Here is a 15,230-nt window from a genome sequence, read left to right as displayed (position 1 = left end):
AGCGCAAAGTTTTTAACCCATTTATCTTGGCGTTCTTAGCGCCTTTGCGGTTAAAAAATTCTTTGTGTGCTTCCCTTTAGTTGGTGCGAGGTTCTAGCTCATGCTTTTACTCATTCTACTTCAAATTCGTTTCAAACAACTCCAAAATCCTCCGGTATTCATCGATCCATGCCGGAGTGAAAGTGAAGCCATGAGCTTCTGTCGGGAAGATACTCAACTGAAAATTGGTTTTTCCCAATTCAATGAAGCGCTGGTTCAAACGGACAATATCCTGAAACTGAACATTGTCATCCACCATTCCATGAAGCATCAATAGTGGCTTATTCAGGTTTTCCGCAAAATAGATCGGACTGCTTCTGTGATAGGCCTTTGGATCAGTTGATGGATAATTCAGGATGTTGCTGGTATACTCGTGATTGTAATGAGCCCAATCTGTTACGGAACGCAAGGCAGCACCGCAATTGAAGGTGTTCGGAGTTTTTAAAAGTGCCATCAGGGTAATGAAACCACCGTAACTTCCACCATACATTCCAACTCGTGAAGAATCAATAGCTTGATTTTTGACCAGGTAATTTTTGGCATCTACATAATCCTGTAAATCGCGATTTCCCATATCCCTGTAAATGTCCGTTCTCCAATCTCTTCCGTAGCCTTCACTTGCCCGGTAATCCAAATCGAGAACCGTATATCCTTTTTCAATCAATAATTGATGAAACAGCATCTCACGTTGGTAATAACTCCAGAAATAATGTGCGTTTTGCAAATAACCGGCTCCATGAACAAAAAGAACAGCTGCTCCATTTGGTTTTGACGGGGTGTATTTCCTCGAGTAAATGATTTTTCCATCTGAGGAAGGAATTTGAATAATTTCGGGAGTTTGAAGTGTCAATTTGTCAAATGCAGGAAGTGTGCTTTTCGTCACCGGAACTAACTTCTGATTTGGGGCATTGGGAACAATACACAATTCCCATGGATGAGTTGTTGTTGAGTAGCGGATTGCCCAGGTTTTTTCATCCGGAGATAAAGTCCATTCGATTCCGAAATTGCCTTCAAAAAGGGGAGTGATCTGTTTGGAAGCAAGATCCAATTTATAACCGTTCCGAACCCCGGGATGAATTTTGTTTGCAATGAAATAAACGGTCTTTTTATCATGGGAGAGAAACGGATCGCGGACTTCCCATTTTCCATCGGTTAATGCCTTCTTAGAGCGATTAGTTGCATTCATGGAATACAAATGAGAATAACCACTTTCTTCACTCTGGAAGATGAAATCAGAAGAATTGATCCATGCCAATGTCCCTTCTTCTTCGTTCCATTCTGAAATTCCGGGGCCACCGATCCAGGCTTCATCGTGTTGATTCTCCAGCTCAGTCAATTTCCCGGTTGCCAGATCAACCAGACAGATCCAGCGGTCTTTGTTATCGAAAGAACGAACATCCACCAGGGCTTTGCTTTCATCTGGATTCATAATTGCTTGGTGAAAACAAACATCCCGATCCTTAAAATAAGAACCGCTTATCCCATATTCGGAGAGATAGACCGGCATTTTGCGAATGTCTTTCAACGAAGAGGCATCTACAAAATAAACGGTGTCTTCCACACTGTCGAAAATTCCCATCCGTGTGCTTGGTTCTTTGTCGTTCACTTTCGGTCTGGCTTGTCGGTGATGAGTAAATCCGTCACTTGTAATGTAAGACTCGTAATTGGTAGTCGGTTCATCCGAATCCATTGTCAGGACAAAGGAAATGTATCTTCCGTCAGAACTGATACTGTATTTGCTGACGTATTCGTTTTGGGAATAATAGATTCCAACCGGAGTTTTCCTTTGCGGCTGTTTTTCATTCCACTTTTTCTTATCGTCCTGAAGTTTGATGAATGAAAACAATTCGCGCTGTTGTTCATGCAAAAAACTCGTATCGGTTTTTTCGACTACTTGATTTCCCTGGACGAAATTGGTGATCTGGACAATGCTTCCAACTGTTTCATCATAACAGAAAACATTGGACTGAATGGTGAAATAGATGAACGAAGGATTCTTAACCCGGAAGATTTCCCCGATAGGTTCATTACGTGAATAAATGACAACAAGTTCCTTGGTTTTCTGATTGTATCTAACCAACTCGCCATCCTGATTAAAGTAATGATTATTAAATATTTGAGAGTGATTGGTTAAAGTTGGAGACGAAATGGGTCTGTTTTCAAGAAATCCAACTTTCTGTATCTGTTTTTGTTTCAATTTGTAAGCATACAAGCTTCTTCCCAATTCGCCGGTCGGGTTCCAATCAAAAGTGACGGATTCATTGTCTATGCTCCATTGAATATCCTGAGGGGAAAATCCAACGAATTCTTCTCCTTTCATGATTTCTTCCAGGCGAATGGTTTGCGAAAAGAGTGAACAGGTGAAAAACACAAATGAAAGGAGAGTGAAAAATGGTCTATTGCTCATAATAAGGATGTTTACGGTATTTTTTTTCAAAGTTCCGGGCCATTGCCTGCATGGATTTTTTGGGATGGTTTGAAATAACCTCGAAAAGGGTTTTCAGTTCCCGCATCAATTCAGGATATGCCGGTAAAAAGTGTTTTTCAATCATACGAAGCGCATGGTATTTCAGTGCCGGAAGTGCTTCCGATTGATGGAGAAAATCGATCAGGAGATCCAGCAATTCTCCATTCTCCGAACAATCAAAAGGGGAGTAAACCAATGCATTAGAAAGATTGCGTTGCAGCGAATGATTTTTTGTCCGGAGCAAAACCGATACCATCAAGTCGAACTGGCTTTTTGTCATCAGTTCCGAATGTTTTTCGAAGAAATGGACTGCGATCCAGGAAGCGTATTCGGGATAGGGATATTCTTCACAGGCGATCTCTTTAAAAATGGCAGCTCTCAAAGCTTCATCTTTCACTAATAATGGGACAATCTCCTTAAAATTTCGGGAAGATTTGAAATCGATTAGAACTGTTTTTGCCTGATCCATATTGTCGCAAATCAATTTCCGTTTTTCTCTTTGAGATTGAGGAATACGGGCAAATGATCGGAATAACCGCCATGATAAGTGTCTCCACCGTAAGTAGCACTTGGCTTTTGCCCACCATCAGGATAAGTAAAGATGAGTTCTTTATTTCGGGCGATAAATGCGTTGTGCTCATTGATTTCCAGTCCGGATTGTCCTTGCAGCAATCCCTGAGAGACAATGAGTTGATCAAATACGTCCCATTCCCGCTGATGAACAGTAGTTCCGTGGCCTTGTTTCTGTTCTTCAATCAACAGGTTGATCAGATCTCCGGGCGTTTGCTCGTGCTGACCTTTCGCGCGCAGAATAGTGCGAATACTGAAGTTCTCCGGAGTGTCGTTGAAATCGCCCATCACAATGATATTTGCTTCCTTATCGGAGTTTAAGATCTCATCGATTTTTCTTCTAAGCGTTGCCGCAGCAAACTTTCTTCGGCTTTCCGATTCGGAGATTCCTTCTCTTCTGGATGGCCAGTGATTCACGAAGAAATGAACAATGTGTTCATCTGCAAGTTTCGCTTTCACGTAAATGATATCGCGGGTCCTGAAATAAGGCTCATCGTCAACCTCAATGATCAGTTTCATTTCCAGATCCGCCTCAATAAATCCGGCATCGTAGACGAAAGCACAATCCACTCCGCGTCTGTCTTCCGAATTATAATGAACGATCTGATAATTCCGATGCGCCAAAAGATCCGTTTTGATCAAATCCTCGACCACTTTCCGGTTTTCAATTTCAGCCATTCCAAAAATAAGCGGAGTGGAACCATTAACCAGTAACAAAGCCTCTGCCAAACGGTTCAGTTTCATTTGGTACCTTTCATTATCCCACAGTTTGCTTCCTTCCATGGTGAACTCTTCATTTCCTAGCAATGATTTGTCATCAAAAGTGTCAAAGAGATTTTCTACGTTGTAAAAAATGATCGGATGCTTGTGAAAAGTACTGGACATGAACTGTGAATTGATATCGAAAACCAAATATAAACAATGTCTTGGAATTCGATTAAATTCATTGTTTAGTGGAAAATGTATTAGTTTAGATAAACTTAACTGAAAACAATTCTGAATTTATGAAAGGTTATAATTATCTCTTATTCATTTTACTAGTTAGTGTTTTTATTTCGTGTAATAATTCGGTTAAAATAAAAAGCCCTTTTCAGATAAAACAGGAGTTGCAAGGTCTATGGCTTTTAAGTGATTCAGTTGAAGAGGGAATGAAACACTTTACATTATATTTTAACGATAACATTTGTCATATTGCTTACGATCAAAGTAATTCAAATCGATATAAGATAAAAGACTCGGTCTTAGAAATAAAAATTAGCTCTGCCAGCACTTTAATCGGAAATCGTGTGAAGTTCAAACTTTGCAGAATTGACAATGAAAGATTGTATTTAGATCCTTTAAGCCAAAATTTGAAAGAGTATTGTAAAGATGCTGGAATAGACACTTTGAAATTTCAGAAGCAAAAACACCAAAATAAATTCGATTGGCAATCTGTTACTTTTTTGAGTTCAGGTTGCTTTGGAACCTGTCCAAGTTTTATATTTCAAATTAATAAATCGGGAAAAATACTCTACGAGGGAAAGTTATTTGTAAAGAAAGAAGGCAAATACAAGGCTAAAAGTGATAAGTGGTTCTATAAGCTTTTGGTTGATAAATTAAGGTACATTGATTTCAAATCGCTCAAAACTGAATATGCAGCAAATTGGACAGATCATCAAACAGTGAATTTTATTTTCGAAACAAAAGACAAGTTTTATAAAACAAGAGTATACGGAACTTATAAAGAACCTCGCGAACTAAGGGCTGTATTCAGGTATATCTTTTCAAATTATGAAGATTTTAAATTCCGTAAAACAATGGAAGAATATAGATTTAGGCAATATATCAAAGATGAACGGGAAATTACTCCTTTATTGGAAATGCCAGCGACTAATTGATTTGAAAACTATGAAAGATTGGCTGTTTTCCGACAGCATTGAAATCATTTGTTTCTGGACCGTACTCTTTTAATGAGGTATAAAACTCCCCAATGGATGAGAAACAAAATGGAAAACACGATTCCCTGGGCAGTTGCTCCGTCTTTGTTGAATGGGTAGCCACCATTGAAAAAAACTCCCCAAATAACAAGTAAGGTCCAGAAAAGACTGATAGCATTGAAAACGATGGTTAGAATCGTTCTGGGATTTGTAAGGATCAGAAAAGAGAAGGAATAAGCCATGAATCCTCCTGCTCCCAAAACTCGTAAGATTGAAGAAAAGGGCCAATGCATGATTCTGAACGCATATCCGATCAGAAAAATAAAAGACCAGATAAGAATTACCCACAATCGGAATCGGAGTGTCTTTTGAGTTGGGACAGATTGTTCGTCTAATAAATCTTGCATGGCGTAAAGATAAATTATTGATACAAATTAAAAATAGAAAAAAAATACAGGTATTTTCCCATAAGTGAGAAAGGTGTTGAAGCATAAAAAACTCACTTTTCAGATCAATTTTCTATGACTCGGAGAAAGAGCATAGATCAAGCATGGATAGAGCATGGATAGAGCATGGATAGAGCATAGATAGAGTATGCTTATGTTATGAATTTAACACCTGTTTTTACTGGATTTCAAACCGTTTTGATGCTCCAAACAAACTTATACTCTAATCCTCACCCCTAATTCACTAAAATCTTAATGTTCAATTCACTTCTCGTAAATGTGAAATCTCAATCCTTAAAACTTCTGTGTTCCTCCGTGCCCGTCCGTGGGAAATAATCATTCAACAATCGTCCGGAATGTCAAATTGACTCTCGGTTTTTTGGATAAACGGGTAGGAGGCAGTCGGTGAAGCCAATGTGTTTGTGTTTCCCCTTTCATGACGAGCAAACTTCCATGTTCCAGCAAGATCGAAACAGTTTCCGAGCTTCGTTTGTGCTTAAAGGCAAATTTACGTTCGCTTCCGAAACTCACAGAACCGATAGCGCCATTCTTTTTCAAATCCCGCTCCGCATCACTGTGCCAAGCCATCCCTTCATTTCCATCGTGATAGAGATTGAGCAGACAGGAATTGAATGTTTCACCCGTTTCTGCTTCAATGATGGTTTTTAGTTCCAGTAATTCTTTTGTCCAGGGTAAAGCCTGTTTGGTCGTATTGGAATAGGTGTATTCAAATGGTTTGTCGCCATACCAAGCCACTTTCCGCTTCGTAACAATGCGTTTTCCAAAGATGATCGCTTCATCATTCTTCCATTCAATGTTGTTCAAAAGATGTTCCAGGAAGAAATCAGCCAGAGCTTTTTGAAAAACAACCCCATAGTAATTTACAATCCCGTCATGCGGAAGCAAATTCGTTGTTTCGTCGGGGGAACTGAATAAATCCATAGTTCTGATTAAGAATGTAGAATGCAGAATTTTGAGTGGTCTTTCTCTTCATTCCGCATTCTAAATTCATTATTTGTTTTGGTAGAACTTCAAAATTGTTTTTCCAAAAATCAAAAATAGGAGACAAGTACAAGCTGCTCCGAGGAAAATTCCATTGGTCAGGATCGTTTCAATTCCGTGTTGAATGTGAAACAAAACCAGGGCAAGGACAAACTGAACCACCGCATACCAGATATTCGCCGTCGGTTTGTAGCCGAACATGCCCAAAAAACGGGTTTTGGTAATTCCCAATACAAAGTGGGGAAGCGCATTCATGATCAGTACGCCGATAAGAAAGTCTAGAATCATAAGTCTTTATTGAAGACTGAAAGTTACAAAATAAAAAAGCGCTCCTCTAATGATGGAACGCTTTTAGGAAATCTATCGGAATTGATTATTGGTATAAGGTGGAAACGATTTGATTCAAAGAACTTGGTTTTCTTCCCAAAAGTTGTTCCAGCTGAGTATTGGGAATATCTAAGTCGCCATTTTTTGTTGCTGTTGCAAAACCGATTGAAAAACCAATCATTCCTTCAGGAACACCTGCTTCGGCTAATGCTTTTGAAAAGTCGGCAACCGAAACATCATTGTAAACAACGGTTTTCCCGGAATGAGCCGAAAGCGCATCAGCTATATCTTGGTAAGAATAACTTTCTGTATTTGAAATATCATAAATCTTGTTTTCATGTCCTGCTGTACTTAATACGTTTGCAAAAGCCTCTGCCATTTCTTTTCTTAAAGTATAAGGAACACGACCGGTTCCTGCAGGGAAATTAATTCCGGTTTCAAAAACATGTTCTCCTACGAACATTGGAATAACATCCGCATACAAATTGTCGCGTAGGAATGTGTAGGTCAATCCCGAATCCAAAATGTGTTTTTCCGTTTCGTAATGAGCACTCATAAATGGCTTCAATGCAGACTGTTCGAAGTTTTGCATTGAAATACTTGTATAAAGAATGTGTTTCACTCCTGCTTCTTTGGCAGCATCAACCACTCGTTTTTGTTGACTCAATCGATCAACCAAATCACTGGAAGAAATTAAAAGAATTTTTTCCACTCCTTGAAATGCCTTAACCAAGGAGTCTTTATCTTGGTAATCCCCGATTCGGACATCCACACCCAAAGCCTTCAAATCTGCAGCTTTACTTGCATCTCGAGCCAATACGGCTATTTCATTTGCCGGATTTTTTTTCAAAAGAAATTCAACCGTTGCTTTTCCTAAATTTCCTGTTGCACCTGTTACTAAAATCATCGTGTATATTTTTAATTTGTACTGTCCTGACATTCATTGTCAGAGTTGTGGTACAAATCTAGATAAACCTAATATAGAAAAGGAAGTACTATACTTTTGTATATCGATATACTTTAGTATACTTGCAACAATTACTTTTGTGTTATGGAACAGAAAATGACTTTTGAACAGGCAAAATCTTGTCCTATTCAGTTTGTGTTGGCAATGACGGATACCTTGAATGTGATTTCAGGAAAATGGAAACTGCAGATTATCGGATCATTGCTTTTTGGAAAAAGTCGTCGTTTTACGGAAATCCAGCGCACCATTCCGAAGATCACTCCACGGATGCTTTCAAAAGAACTGAAAGAGCTGGAGTTGAACGGAATTCTAAAACGAACTGTTCATGATTCGATTCCTGTTTTAGTAGAATATGAATTGACCGAATCAGCCAGACAATTGCAGGAAGTGATGGACAGTATGATTCATTGGGGAATCAATCACCGGGAAGAAGCGAAACGCGAGATCGCTTCGGAAAAACTGGCAGGTTAATCTTCCTGAATTTGATTATTCGCTAATTTGCGAACAGAATTAGTGTTAATCGATTGTTGATCAGTGTGTTTTGTTTTTTTTAGTTCGCAGGCTTTGTAAACGCAATCCATTCCGAAGCTTTCTCGGATTTGTTTCCCAAACTGTCCATTAAGGAAAATTGAACCTCGTAATCTGTTCCTTCATTGAAAGTGAATGCTCCGGCACACATGCCGTGACCAATGGAAACTCGTGATTCAGATAGGGATAGAATATAAGAAATAGTAGTTCCTGTTTCCTTACTTTTCACCGTAGTAAGCACCCAAATATCCGAAGCATCTTTGACCGTGAAAGTGAAGTTTACCATAATAGAAGGACCACATCCGTAATGAACCAATGATTTATCTTTTTCCTTAGGTGCTTCAATCCATTGAGGAACTCCTTCATCAGAGCTGTCTTTTATGAGATAAGTGATCGGATCGTATTTGTTGGTTTTGGAATTGTAGTTACCGAAATTTTCATAATCGGGTAAATGTTCGATAACCACCTGGTATTCTTTACCGGGAGTCAGGGGGGCTTTCGGTTTCAGTAAGACCTGAGTCAAATAAAATTGTCCGACATGTGTTTCAATGACTTCCAGCGGAATTCGTTCATTTCCGGATTTCAGATAAATGGGGTATTTGGTATTTAAATCAGTAATTACATGTTGACTTTCGGCATACCCTTCCAAAAGAAAAAGACTTGTTTTCTTGATTTCTTTTTGAGAAGGAAGGAGGTTTAATCCTGTTCCCGCGCAATCTGCTAATCCATTAAATCCAATGGAAAGAAAGGCCAACAAAGCAATCATCGAAAATTTCATTCTTCTGTTTTTTGTTTTAATACAATGTCGCTGAAAATTAGTTCAATTCACAAAGAAAATGATCCTAAATGAGGAATCTCTTTTCAATTATCGATTTTGAATTCTCAATTAAGTCTATTTTTAACGCATGAAGCTTGCATTTTTCACATTCTTATTTCCGCTCCTTGCTTTCGCACAATGGGATGGAAATAGTACTCCAACATATCCGGAATTGATTCAAATCTACACGAGATTGGATTTTCTGCATGAAGAAATTGAACTCTACGATATGGGACCGTCAGACACAGAGTCTTCCATTTATGTGTTAATAATTAATGGAGGAGGAGACCAGGAGAAAACATTTGAGAAAGCACGAAAAAACACCACTGTTTTGATCAATAATGCCATTCACGCAGGTGAACCCGATGGTGTAAATGCTTGTTTGCTGTGGATCGAGGAGTGGATTAAAAAAGGAAAGAAGACAAAGGATCTGCCTGTCATTGCCATTATTCCTGCTTACAACATCGGTGGAATGATGAATAGATCATCGTCTAGCAGAGCAAACCAGGACGGACCGGAAGAATACGGCTTCAGAGGAAATGCCCAAAATCTGGATTTGAATCGGGATTTCATTAAAATGGATTCGAAGAACATGAAGACCTTTGTGAAGATTTATCAGGCATTGGATCCGGATGTCTTTGTCGATACACATGTTTCAAACGGTGCCGATTATCAATATACGCTTACGTTCATCCATTCGATGAAAGAACGGATGGAGGCGGGAGTTCTCAATCTGTTCAATCAAAAGTATATTCCGGCTTTGACGGAAACCTTGAAGAAAAAAGGATGGGATTGGTCTCCTTACGTGGAAACAATGGGGGAAACTCCGGAATCCGGGATTCAGGCATTCAATGACCTTCCAAGATATGCACAAGGTTATGGTTCGTTGTTCAATGCGTTGAGTATTACGGTGGAAACACACATGTTAAAACCCTTTCCACAGCGCGTTCAGGCAACAAAGGATTATTTGGATTTTCTGTTTCATTGGAGCAATGCAAACACTTTAGCGATAGAGAACGCTCGGATGAATGCTTTTAAAGACAATGTAAATGCAGCATATTATCCGATTCATTATGAATTAAGCGATAAAAAGGATTCGATTCTGTTCAAAGGCTACGAATTCGGATATAAACCAAGCGAAGTGTCCGGAAAAGACCGATTGTTCTATGATCGTTCGAAGCCATTCAGCAAGTACATTCCCTATTATCGAACCTATTATGCTCAGGATTCAGTTCGAATTCCCAAAGGATACATTGTCTCAGCAGAAGCAGAAGGAATCATTGGGCGTTTGTTGGCCAATAATGTTCGATTCATTGAAATGGATAGTAGCACAAAACCGGTTCACACGCTTCGAATTACGGACTTTAAATCGGGAAGCAGACCTTATGAGGGACATTACCTGCACAGAGAAGTTAAAAATACGGAAGAGGAAGAACTGGTTTGCATTCCAAAAGGAAGTATCTGGATTCCATGCGATCAGGATAAACTCAATTTTATATTAACGGTTTTAGAACCTCGCTGCGAAGATTCTTACTTTGCCTGGAACTTGATGGACAGTTATATTCAGGAAAAGGAATATTTCTCAGCTTATGTTTTTGAAGACGAAGCGGCAAACCTTCTCAAAGAGAATCCAAGCCTTCGGGAGCTCTTGGAAAAGAAGAAAACGGCAGATCCTGAATTTGCTAAAAGTGCCGAAGCACAGCTTTTCTTCGTCTATCAGAACAGTCAACGATTTGAGAAAAAGACTTTTAACAGACTTCCGATTTATAAAGTTTATTAATCAGCTTTACAATACTTCGGGGCACTTTGGTTGTAAAAATGAACAATTGTCCCAAGAATGTCACAAAATCGATATAGGTATCTCATGTTCTTTGGGTTATCTTTACCAGCCTATACTGATTATAAAATATGAAAAAAGGATTTCTTTCCGGTTTCTTGGCATTTTTGGCAATCGCTTCCTATGCGCAAGATACAACCTGGGTTCAAACCTATACGTTTGATACCATCAGCACCAGAAGGGCTGAATTTCAATTTCCGGCAAGTTTGGATACGAAACGCTTTGAACGCGTATTGATGTATTACAAGTTGAAATGTAGCCCGCTAACCACTTGGGATAATTACAATTGTGGCGAATGGGATTATTTGGCTTATACCCGGATTTTTGAACATACCGGAATCATGGATTCTGTGCAGGTTGATGGTAATAAATACCGCGTAAATACCATGGTTCCTGCAACGTATCCTTATACAAATACCGTTTATTACGATCAAAAGTGGATGCCCGTTCAGAAAAGAACTCCTTTAGTTCCGGTGATTCATCCGATTTCGGGAACGGGAAGTACACCAATGACATTAGTTAGTACAAATGGAAATGGAAAAACCATTCAGTGGATTATTCCTGCCAGTGAATTGGTAACAAGTGGTGTCATTGCCGGTGATATCCATGGAATGGACTTGAATATCCTGAATGCATTGGCTTCGTTACAAGGAGTTCAGATCCGGATCAAATCAACGCTTTCATCCACTTTGTCAGTACTAGAAACTACTGGATTCACAACAGTTTTCAATAATTCACTTACTGGAATTTCAACAGGTTCCAATACCGTTCATTTTTCAGCTCCGTTCACATACGATGGATCATCGAATCTGATCATCGAATTGAAATTTACAGATGCGCGTCAGGGACTTTCACAAGTGGATTTGGAAATGGCAGCTGTTACCGGTTCGAACACCTTGAGTTTTGACAATTCGAATGGTGTATTTACCAACAGTGGAACGGATTATGCTGAAATCAATTTGAATAATGTGAATTTGGGAGGTGATATGACGATTGCTTTCTGGGCAAAAGGAAACGGAAACAGTGGTGTGTCGACTTCTATTCTGGAAGCAGTGGATTCACTAAATAATCGCGTTTTGAACATCCACATGCCTTGGTCTGATAACACGATTTATTGGGATGCCGGACTGGGCTCAGGTTACAACCGTATTTCGAAATTGGCTACTGCTACAGATATCGACAATGTTTGGCACCATTGGGCTTTCGTGAAAAAGACTTCGACAGGACAAATGTTTATCTATAAAGATGGGGTTCAGTGGCACATTGGAAGTTCATTGACAACACCTGTCGGCACGATCACAAAATTCATCTTAGCAAATGGAAAAGATTTGAATACGAATTGGAAAGGTTCGATCGATGAATTTTCTGTTTGGTCATCTGCTTTGGATGCCGCAACCATTTCTTCCTGGAAAGATAAAAAGATTCAAGCTTCCCATCCGAATTATGCGGATCTGGAAGTCTATTATGATTTTGACGGACAATTGGTATTGATCGATCGTTCCGGGAACAACCGATTGGGAATGTGTTCAAGTACGAACATGGTACAGAATAACCAACCGATCATTGCAGGTGTCGAATCGGTTCCTGGAAGTCCGAAGATCGATTTGATTCAAGGAACAATGAATGCTGCAACTGCAGATTCTGTTTTGGTGACTCAGTTTCCGACTCCAAGTGTGGTTTTCGAGTATCAGCCGGGACCGCATAGTTTTCATATCGCTTCGAATATGTTGACTTACGACCAAGGAACCATTGATACGCTTGCAAGCAACGGAACGGTGATTCAATCAACTCCAAGCACTGTAACTTCCACATTGACGAATCAGACGATTACTTATTATCAAGTGGCTTTCGAAGAATTGAACGACATTGAAATCGGTCGATACATTACTCCTTATGGAATCGGATTTGATTTGGGACCTCAGGGATTCACCTGGATCTATGATGTGACGGATTATCAGAAATACTTGCACGGAACTGTTGACCTGGCTGCGCACAATACTCAGGAACTGATTGATTTGAAATTTGCATTTGTGGAAGGTATTCCAGCCAGAGATGTTCATGATGTCCAACCTATTTGGAGAAATTGGACTTCATACAATTATGCTGATATGGCGAATGACGTTGTTTTGCAAGCGAAGCAAGTTGTTCTTTCGGATACTTCCGAGAATTTTAAGATCAGAACACGATTGACGGGACATGGACAGGTAGGTGACGGTGCATGTTGCGAATGGCAGGACAAACAGCATAAATTGATCATTGACGGAGTAGAGCGATTCAGCTGGAGTATCTGGAGAACAGATGGCTGTGGTGAAAATCCAAATATAGGTCAGGGAGGAACGTGGCCGTATGCACGTGAAGGTTGGTGTCCGGGAGATATGGTAACTGATTTCGATCACGAACTGACATCTTATGTGACACCAGGTGACACGGTGACTATTGATTATGATATAACCGATGTTCCAGCAAATGATTTAGGTCAGGCTGGAGGTAACTTCGTGACAGCGATTGACTTGGTTTCGTATTCGGCACCAAACTTCCAATACGATGCTGCGATTTTGGATATATTGAATCCGAATAGCTATGAATATTACAGTAAATGGAATCCGACATGTTCCAATCCGCGTGTGATCCTTCAAAATAATGGAGCGCTTCCGTTGACATCTTGCAAGATCCGAATTTGGGTTACCTACGGTAATTTTATCGATTATGTTTGGAGTGGGAATTTAGGGTTTCTTCAGAAAGAGATTGTGGAGATTCCGATTACCAACCAAAACTTCTGGTTTGGAGCAAATCCTGCAACCGGATTTTACGCACGCGTGATTGAAATTGACGGTTCTTTCTCATTGGATGAATACCACCAGAATGATGAGTTCAAAACCAAGTACACGGCTCCTGAAGTGATTGACGGTGCATTCTTCGTTTGGATGACGACAAATAATAAGGCAAATGAAAACAAATGGAGATTGGTAGATCAAAATGGAGCTATTATTTTCCAGCGTACTACTTTAACGAATACAACGGATTATAAAGATACTTTTAACTTGGCTTCGGGTTGTTACTCGATTATTTTGGAAGATAGCGATGATGATGGAATCGGTTTCTGGTATTCTTCCCAAACAGAGGGAGAGACAACCGGAGGATTCAGAGTGCGTAAAGTGAGTGGATCCATGATGGAAATCTTCCCGGCCGACTTTGGTTCGTATCACCGATATGATTTCTCAGTTGGTTTTGCTTTGGGCTTAGAGGAAGAGGTCGTGAATAACGAATTGATGATTTTCCCTAATCCGGCAACGGATAAAATTCGGGTGGAATTGGTCGGTAACGTTGGTGAAAATGCCAAAGTGGAATTGATCGATATGAATGGTCGCGTGGTGAAATACCAATCGGTTGCCAATAAAAACCAAACTTACGGAGTAGATCTTCAGGTAAATGATTTGCAGAACGGATATTACCTGGTTCGTGTGAGTGGAGATAACGGTTCGGAAACGACCCCTTTTATCAAGCAATAAGATTTACACTAAATAAGGAAAACGCGATTCATCAAAAGTGAATCGCGTTTTTTATTGGTAGTAATTATCTGAATATTAATTGGGAGCTGAATTATTTCAATGCAGCAGCTACTTTGTTAAACCCGTATGGAATGACTCCTAATCCCAACCCAAAAAGTACATTGGAAAGATTTCCGAGATCTACATCTTCCGTTCCTGTAAATGATTTATAGAAATAATAACTGGTAATGCAGCAAGCTAATGCAACAGATGTGATTCCACAGATGAAAGCAATCAGCCTACTGGTACTTTGGCTTTGGTCCGAATTAGCGGTTGTTTGACCGTCAGTTTGTGCCGCAGGTGCAGCAGCAACAGGGGCAGGCTGACCGGCATTTACGGCTGCAATAGCGACTGATGCATCTGTTTTTCTTTTTTCCTGCACTGCTTCCTTGTCAATAAGAATGTCACTGAGTTTCACTTTGTCTTTTCTCAATTTGAAAAAAATGGTTGAAGTGATCAATAGAAAAAAAGCAACCGGTAAAAATGAGATGATATCCTCAATGGTTTTACTACCGCTCGTCGTCGGCAGATTCGGGTTACTTGCTGAAGGATTTCCGGTTTTAACTTGGGTTTGAGTCTCGCCTGATACAGGCTTGTTGGCATTGGTGCTTGAGTCTCCGGTTTGAGCTAAGCTGATCGTGATTCCCGATAACGCGATCAGGATCGTTAAAAAGAAGTGTTTCATAAATAGTGATTTTCGTCAAATGTAGCATAAAAATGAAACAAATCACGAAGCGGATAGAGGTATTTTTCCCTTTACCGAATG

13 protein-coding genes are annotated in these 15,230 nt (G+C 39.7%); 4 read left to right on the top strand and 9 right to left on the bottom strand.

The annotated features are described in order from the left end of the window. Positions 1-115 precede the first annotated feature (115 nt). Genes AAG807_RS12660 through AAG807_RS12650 form a run of 3 tightly spaced genes read right to left on the bottom strand, consistent with a single transcriptional unit; the run spans position 116 to position 3,961 of the window. Positions 116-2,446 (bottom strand): S9 family peptidase, encoded by a 2,331-nt coding sequence (locus tag AAG807_RS12660; RefSeq protein ID WP_341904434.1) that lies wholly within the window; start codon positions 2,444-2,446, stop codon positions 116-118. Beyond that, positions 2,436-2,975 (bottom strand): hypothetical protein, encoded by a 540-nt coding sequence (locus AAG807_RS12655; protein ID WP_341904432.1) that lies wholly within the window; start codon positions 2,973-2,975, stop codon positions 2,436-2,438. The genes AAG807_RS12660 and AAG807_RS12655 overlap by 11 nt, the downstream gene beginning before the upstream one ends. Positions 2,976-2,986: 11 nt before the next feature. Next, positions 2,987-3,961, bottom strand: a complete 975-nt coding sequence (locus AAG807_RS12650; protein WP_341904429.1) for a hypothetical protein — start codon at positions 3,959-3,961, stop codon at positions 2,987-2,989. Positions 3,962-4,080: 119 nt separating this feature from the next. Between AAG807_RS12650 and AAG807_RS12645 the strand changes: the two genes are divergently transcribed. Then, complete coding sequence (locus AAG807_RS12645) at positions 4,081-4,953, top strand: DUF6438 domain-containing protein (protein WP_341904427.1); 873 nt, start codon at positions 4,081-4,083, stop codon at positions 4,951-4,953. Between the two features lie 44 nt (positions 4,954-4,997). Here AAG807_RS12645 and AAG807_RS12640 read toward each other — a convergent pair whose 3' ends face one another. The 4 genes from AAG807_RS12640 to AAG807_RS12625 form a co-directional block, all read right to left on the bottom strand. After that, positions 4,998-5,399: a hypothetical protein gene (locus tag AAG807_RS12640; RefSeq protein WP_341904425.1), complete on the bottom strand. Its 402-nt coding sequence runs from the start codon at positions 5,397-5,399 to the stop codon at positions 4,998-5,000. A 375-nt stretch (positions 5,400-5,774) separates the two neighbouring features. Continuing rightward, a complete protein-coding gene (locus AAG807_RS12635) occupies positions 5,775-6,380 on the bottom strand; it encodes an alpha-ketoglutarate-dependent dioxygenase AlkB (RefSeq protein ID WP_341904422.1) in 606 nt (201 codons plus the stop codon). Positions 6,381-6,449: 69 nt separating this feature from the next. Next, positions 6,450-6,728, bottom strand: a complete 279-nt coding sequence (locus AAG807_RS12630; RefSeq protein WP_341904419.1) for a hypothetical protein — start codon at positions 6,726-6,728, stop codon at positions 6,450-6,452. An 85-nt stretch (positions 6,729-6,813) separates the two neighbouring features. After that, the gene (locus AAG807_RS12625; RefSeq protein ID WP_341904416.1) at positions 6,814-7,674 is read right to left on the bottom strand and encodes an SDR family oxidoreductase; all 861 of its coding nucleotides are present in this window, start codon (positions 7,672-7,674) and stop codon (positions 6,814-6,816) included. A 144-nt stretch (positions 7,675-7,818) separates the two neighbouring features. On the opposite strand from AAG807_RS12625, the gene AAG807_RS12620 reads away from it, so the two are divergent. Beyond that, positions 7,819-8,205, top strand: a complete 387-nt coding sequence (locus tag AAG807_RS12620) for a helix-turn-helix domain-containing protein (protein ID WP_341904414.1) — start codon at positions 7,819-7,821, stop codon at positions 8,203-8,205. Between the two features lie 79 nt (positions 8,206-8,284). Here the strand turns inward: AAG807_RS12620 and AAG807_RS12615 are convergent, their stop codons facing one another. Then, positions 8,285-9,040, bottom strand: a complete 756-nt coding sequence (locus tag AAG807_RS12615) for a hypothetical protein (protein WP_341904411.1) — start codon at positions 9,038-9,040, stop codon at positions 8,285-8,287. Positions 9,041-9,167: 127 nt separating this feature from the next. Between AAG807_RS12615 and AAG807_RS12610 the strand changes: the two genes are divergently transcribed. Both AAG807_RS12610 and AAG807_RS12605 read left to right on the top strand, forming a co-directional pair. Continuing rightward, positions 9,168-10,859, top strand: coding sequence for a M14 family zinc carboxypeptidase (locus AAG807_RS12610; RefSeq protein WP_341904409.1), 1,692 nt, complete (start codon positions 9,168-9,170; stop codon positions 10,857-10,859). A gap of 128 nt (positions 10,860-10,987) precedes the next feature. After that, entirely contained in the window at positions 10,988-14,425 is a 3,438-nt protein-coding gene (locus AAG807_RS12605) for a T9SS type A sorting domain-containing protein (RefSeq protein ID WP_341904406.1), read from the top strand. 91 nt (positions 14,426-14,516) lie between these two features. Here AAG807_RS12605 and AAG807_RS12600 read toward each other — a convergent pair whose 3' ends face one another. Continuing rightward, positions 14,517-15,149: a hypothetical protein gene (locus AAG807_RS12600; protein WP_341904403.1), complete on the bottom strand. Its 633-nt coding sequence runs from the start codon at positions 15,147-15,149 to the stop codon at positions 14,517-14,519. Positions 15,150-15,230 lie beyond the last annotated feature (81 nt).

The organism is Fluviicola taffensis DSM 16823 (genome assembly GCF_943372375.1).
In the GTDB taxonomy this organism is placed as follows: Bacteria; Bacteroidota; Bacteroidia; order Flavobacteriales_D; family Crocinitomicaceae; genus Fluviicola; species Fluviicola taffensis_A.
Note: the sequence above shows the minus strand (reverse complement) of the source record. Positions and strands in the feature narration are given on the sequence as shown.

What these genes read in the sequence shown, in the direction of transcription:
- AAG807_RS12660 (WP_341904434.1), bottom strand. Translation starts at nt 2,446, where the DNA reads ATGAGCAATAGACCATTTTTCACTCTCCTTTCATTTGTGTTTTTCACC.
- AAG807_RS12655 (WP_341904432.1), bottom strand. Translation starts at nt 2,975, where the DNA reads ATGGATCAGGCAAAAACAGTTCTAATCGATTTCAAATCTTCCCGAAAT.
- AAG807_RS12610 (WP_341904409.1), top strand. Translation starts at nt 9,168, where the DNA reads ATGAAGCTTGCATTTTTCACATTCTTATTTCCGCTCCTTGCTTTCGCA.
- AAG807_RS12620 (WP_341904414.1), top strand. Translation starts at nt 7,819, where the DNA reads ATGGAACAGAAAATGACTTTTGAACAGGCAAAATCTTGTCCTATTCAG.
- AAG807_RS12605 (WP_341904406.1), top strand. Translation starts at nt 10,988, where the DNA reads ATGAAAAAAGGATTTCTTTCCGGTTTCTTGGCATTTTTGGCAATCGCT.
- AAG807_RS12650 (WP_341904429.1), bottom strand. Translation starts at nt 3,961, where the DNA reads ATGTCCAGTACTTTTCACAAGCATCCGATCATTTTTTACAACGTAGAA.
- AAG807_RS12635 (WP_341904422.1), bottom strand. Translation starts at nt 6,380, where the DNA reads ATGGATTTATTCAGTTCCCCCGACGAAACAACGAATTTGCTTCCGCAT.
- AAG807_RS12615 (WP_341904411.1), bottom strand. Translation starts at nt 9,040, where the DNA reads ATGAAATTTTCGATGATTGCTTTGTTGGCCTTTCTTTCCATTGGATTT.
- AAG807_RS12625 (WP_341904416.1), bottom strand. Translation starts at nt 7,674, where the DNA reads ATGATTTTAGTAACAGGTGCAACAGGAAATTTAGGAAAAGCAACGGTT.
- AAG807_RS12600 (WP_341904403.1), bottom strand. Translation starts at nt 15,149, where the DNA reads ATGAAACACTTCTTTTTAACGATCCTGATCGCGTTATCGGGAATCACG.
- AAG807_RS12630 (WP_341904419.1), bottom strand. Translation starts at nt 6,728, where the DNA reads ATGATTCTAGACTTTCTTATCGGCGTACTGATCATGAATGCGCTTCCC.
- AAG807_RS12640 (WP_341904425.1), bottom strand. Translation starts at nt 5,399, where the DNA reads ATGCAAGATTTATTAGACGAACAATCTGTCCCAACTCAAAAGACACTC.
- AAG807_RS12645 (WP_341904427.1), top strand. Translation starts at nt 4,081, where the DNA reads ATGAAAGGTTATAATTATCTCTTATTCATTTTACTAGTTAGTGTTTTT.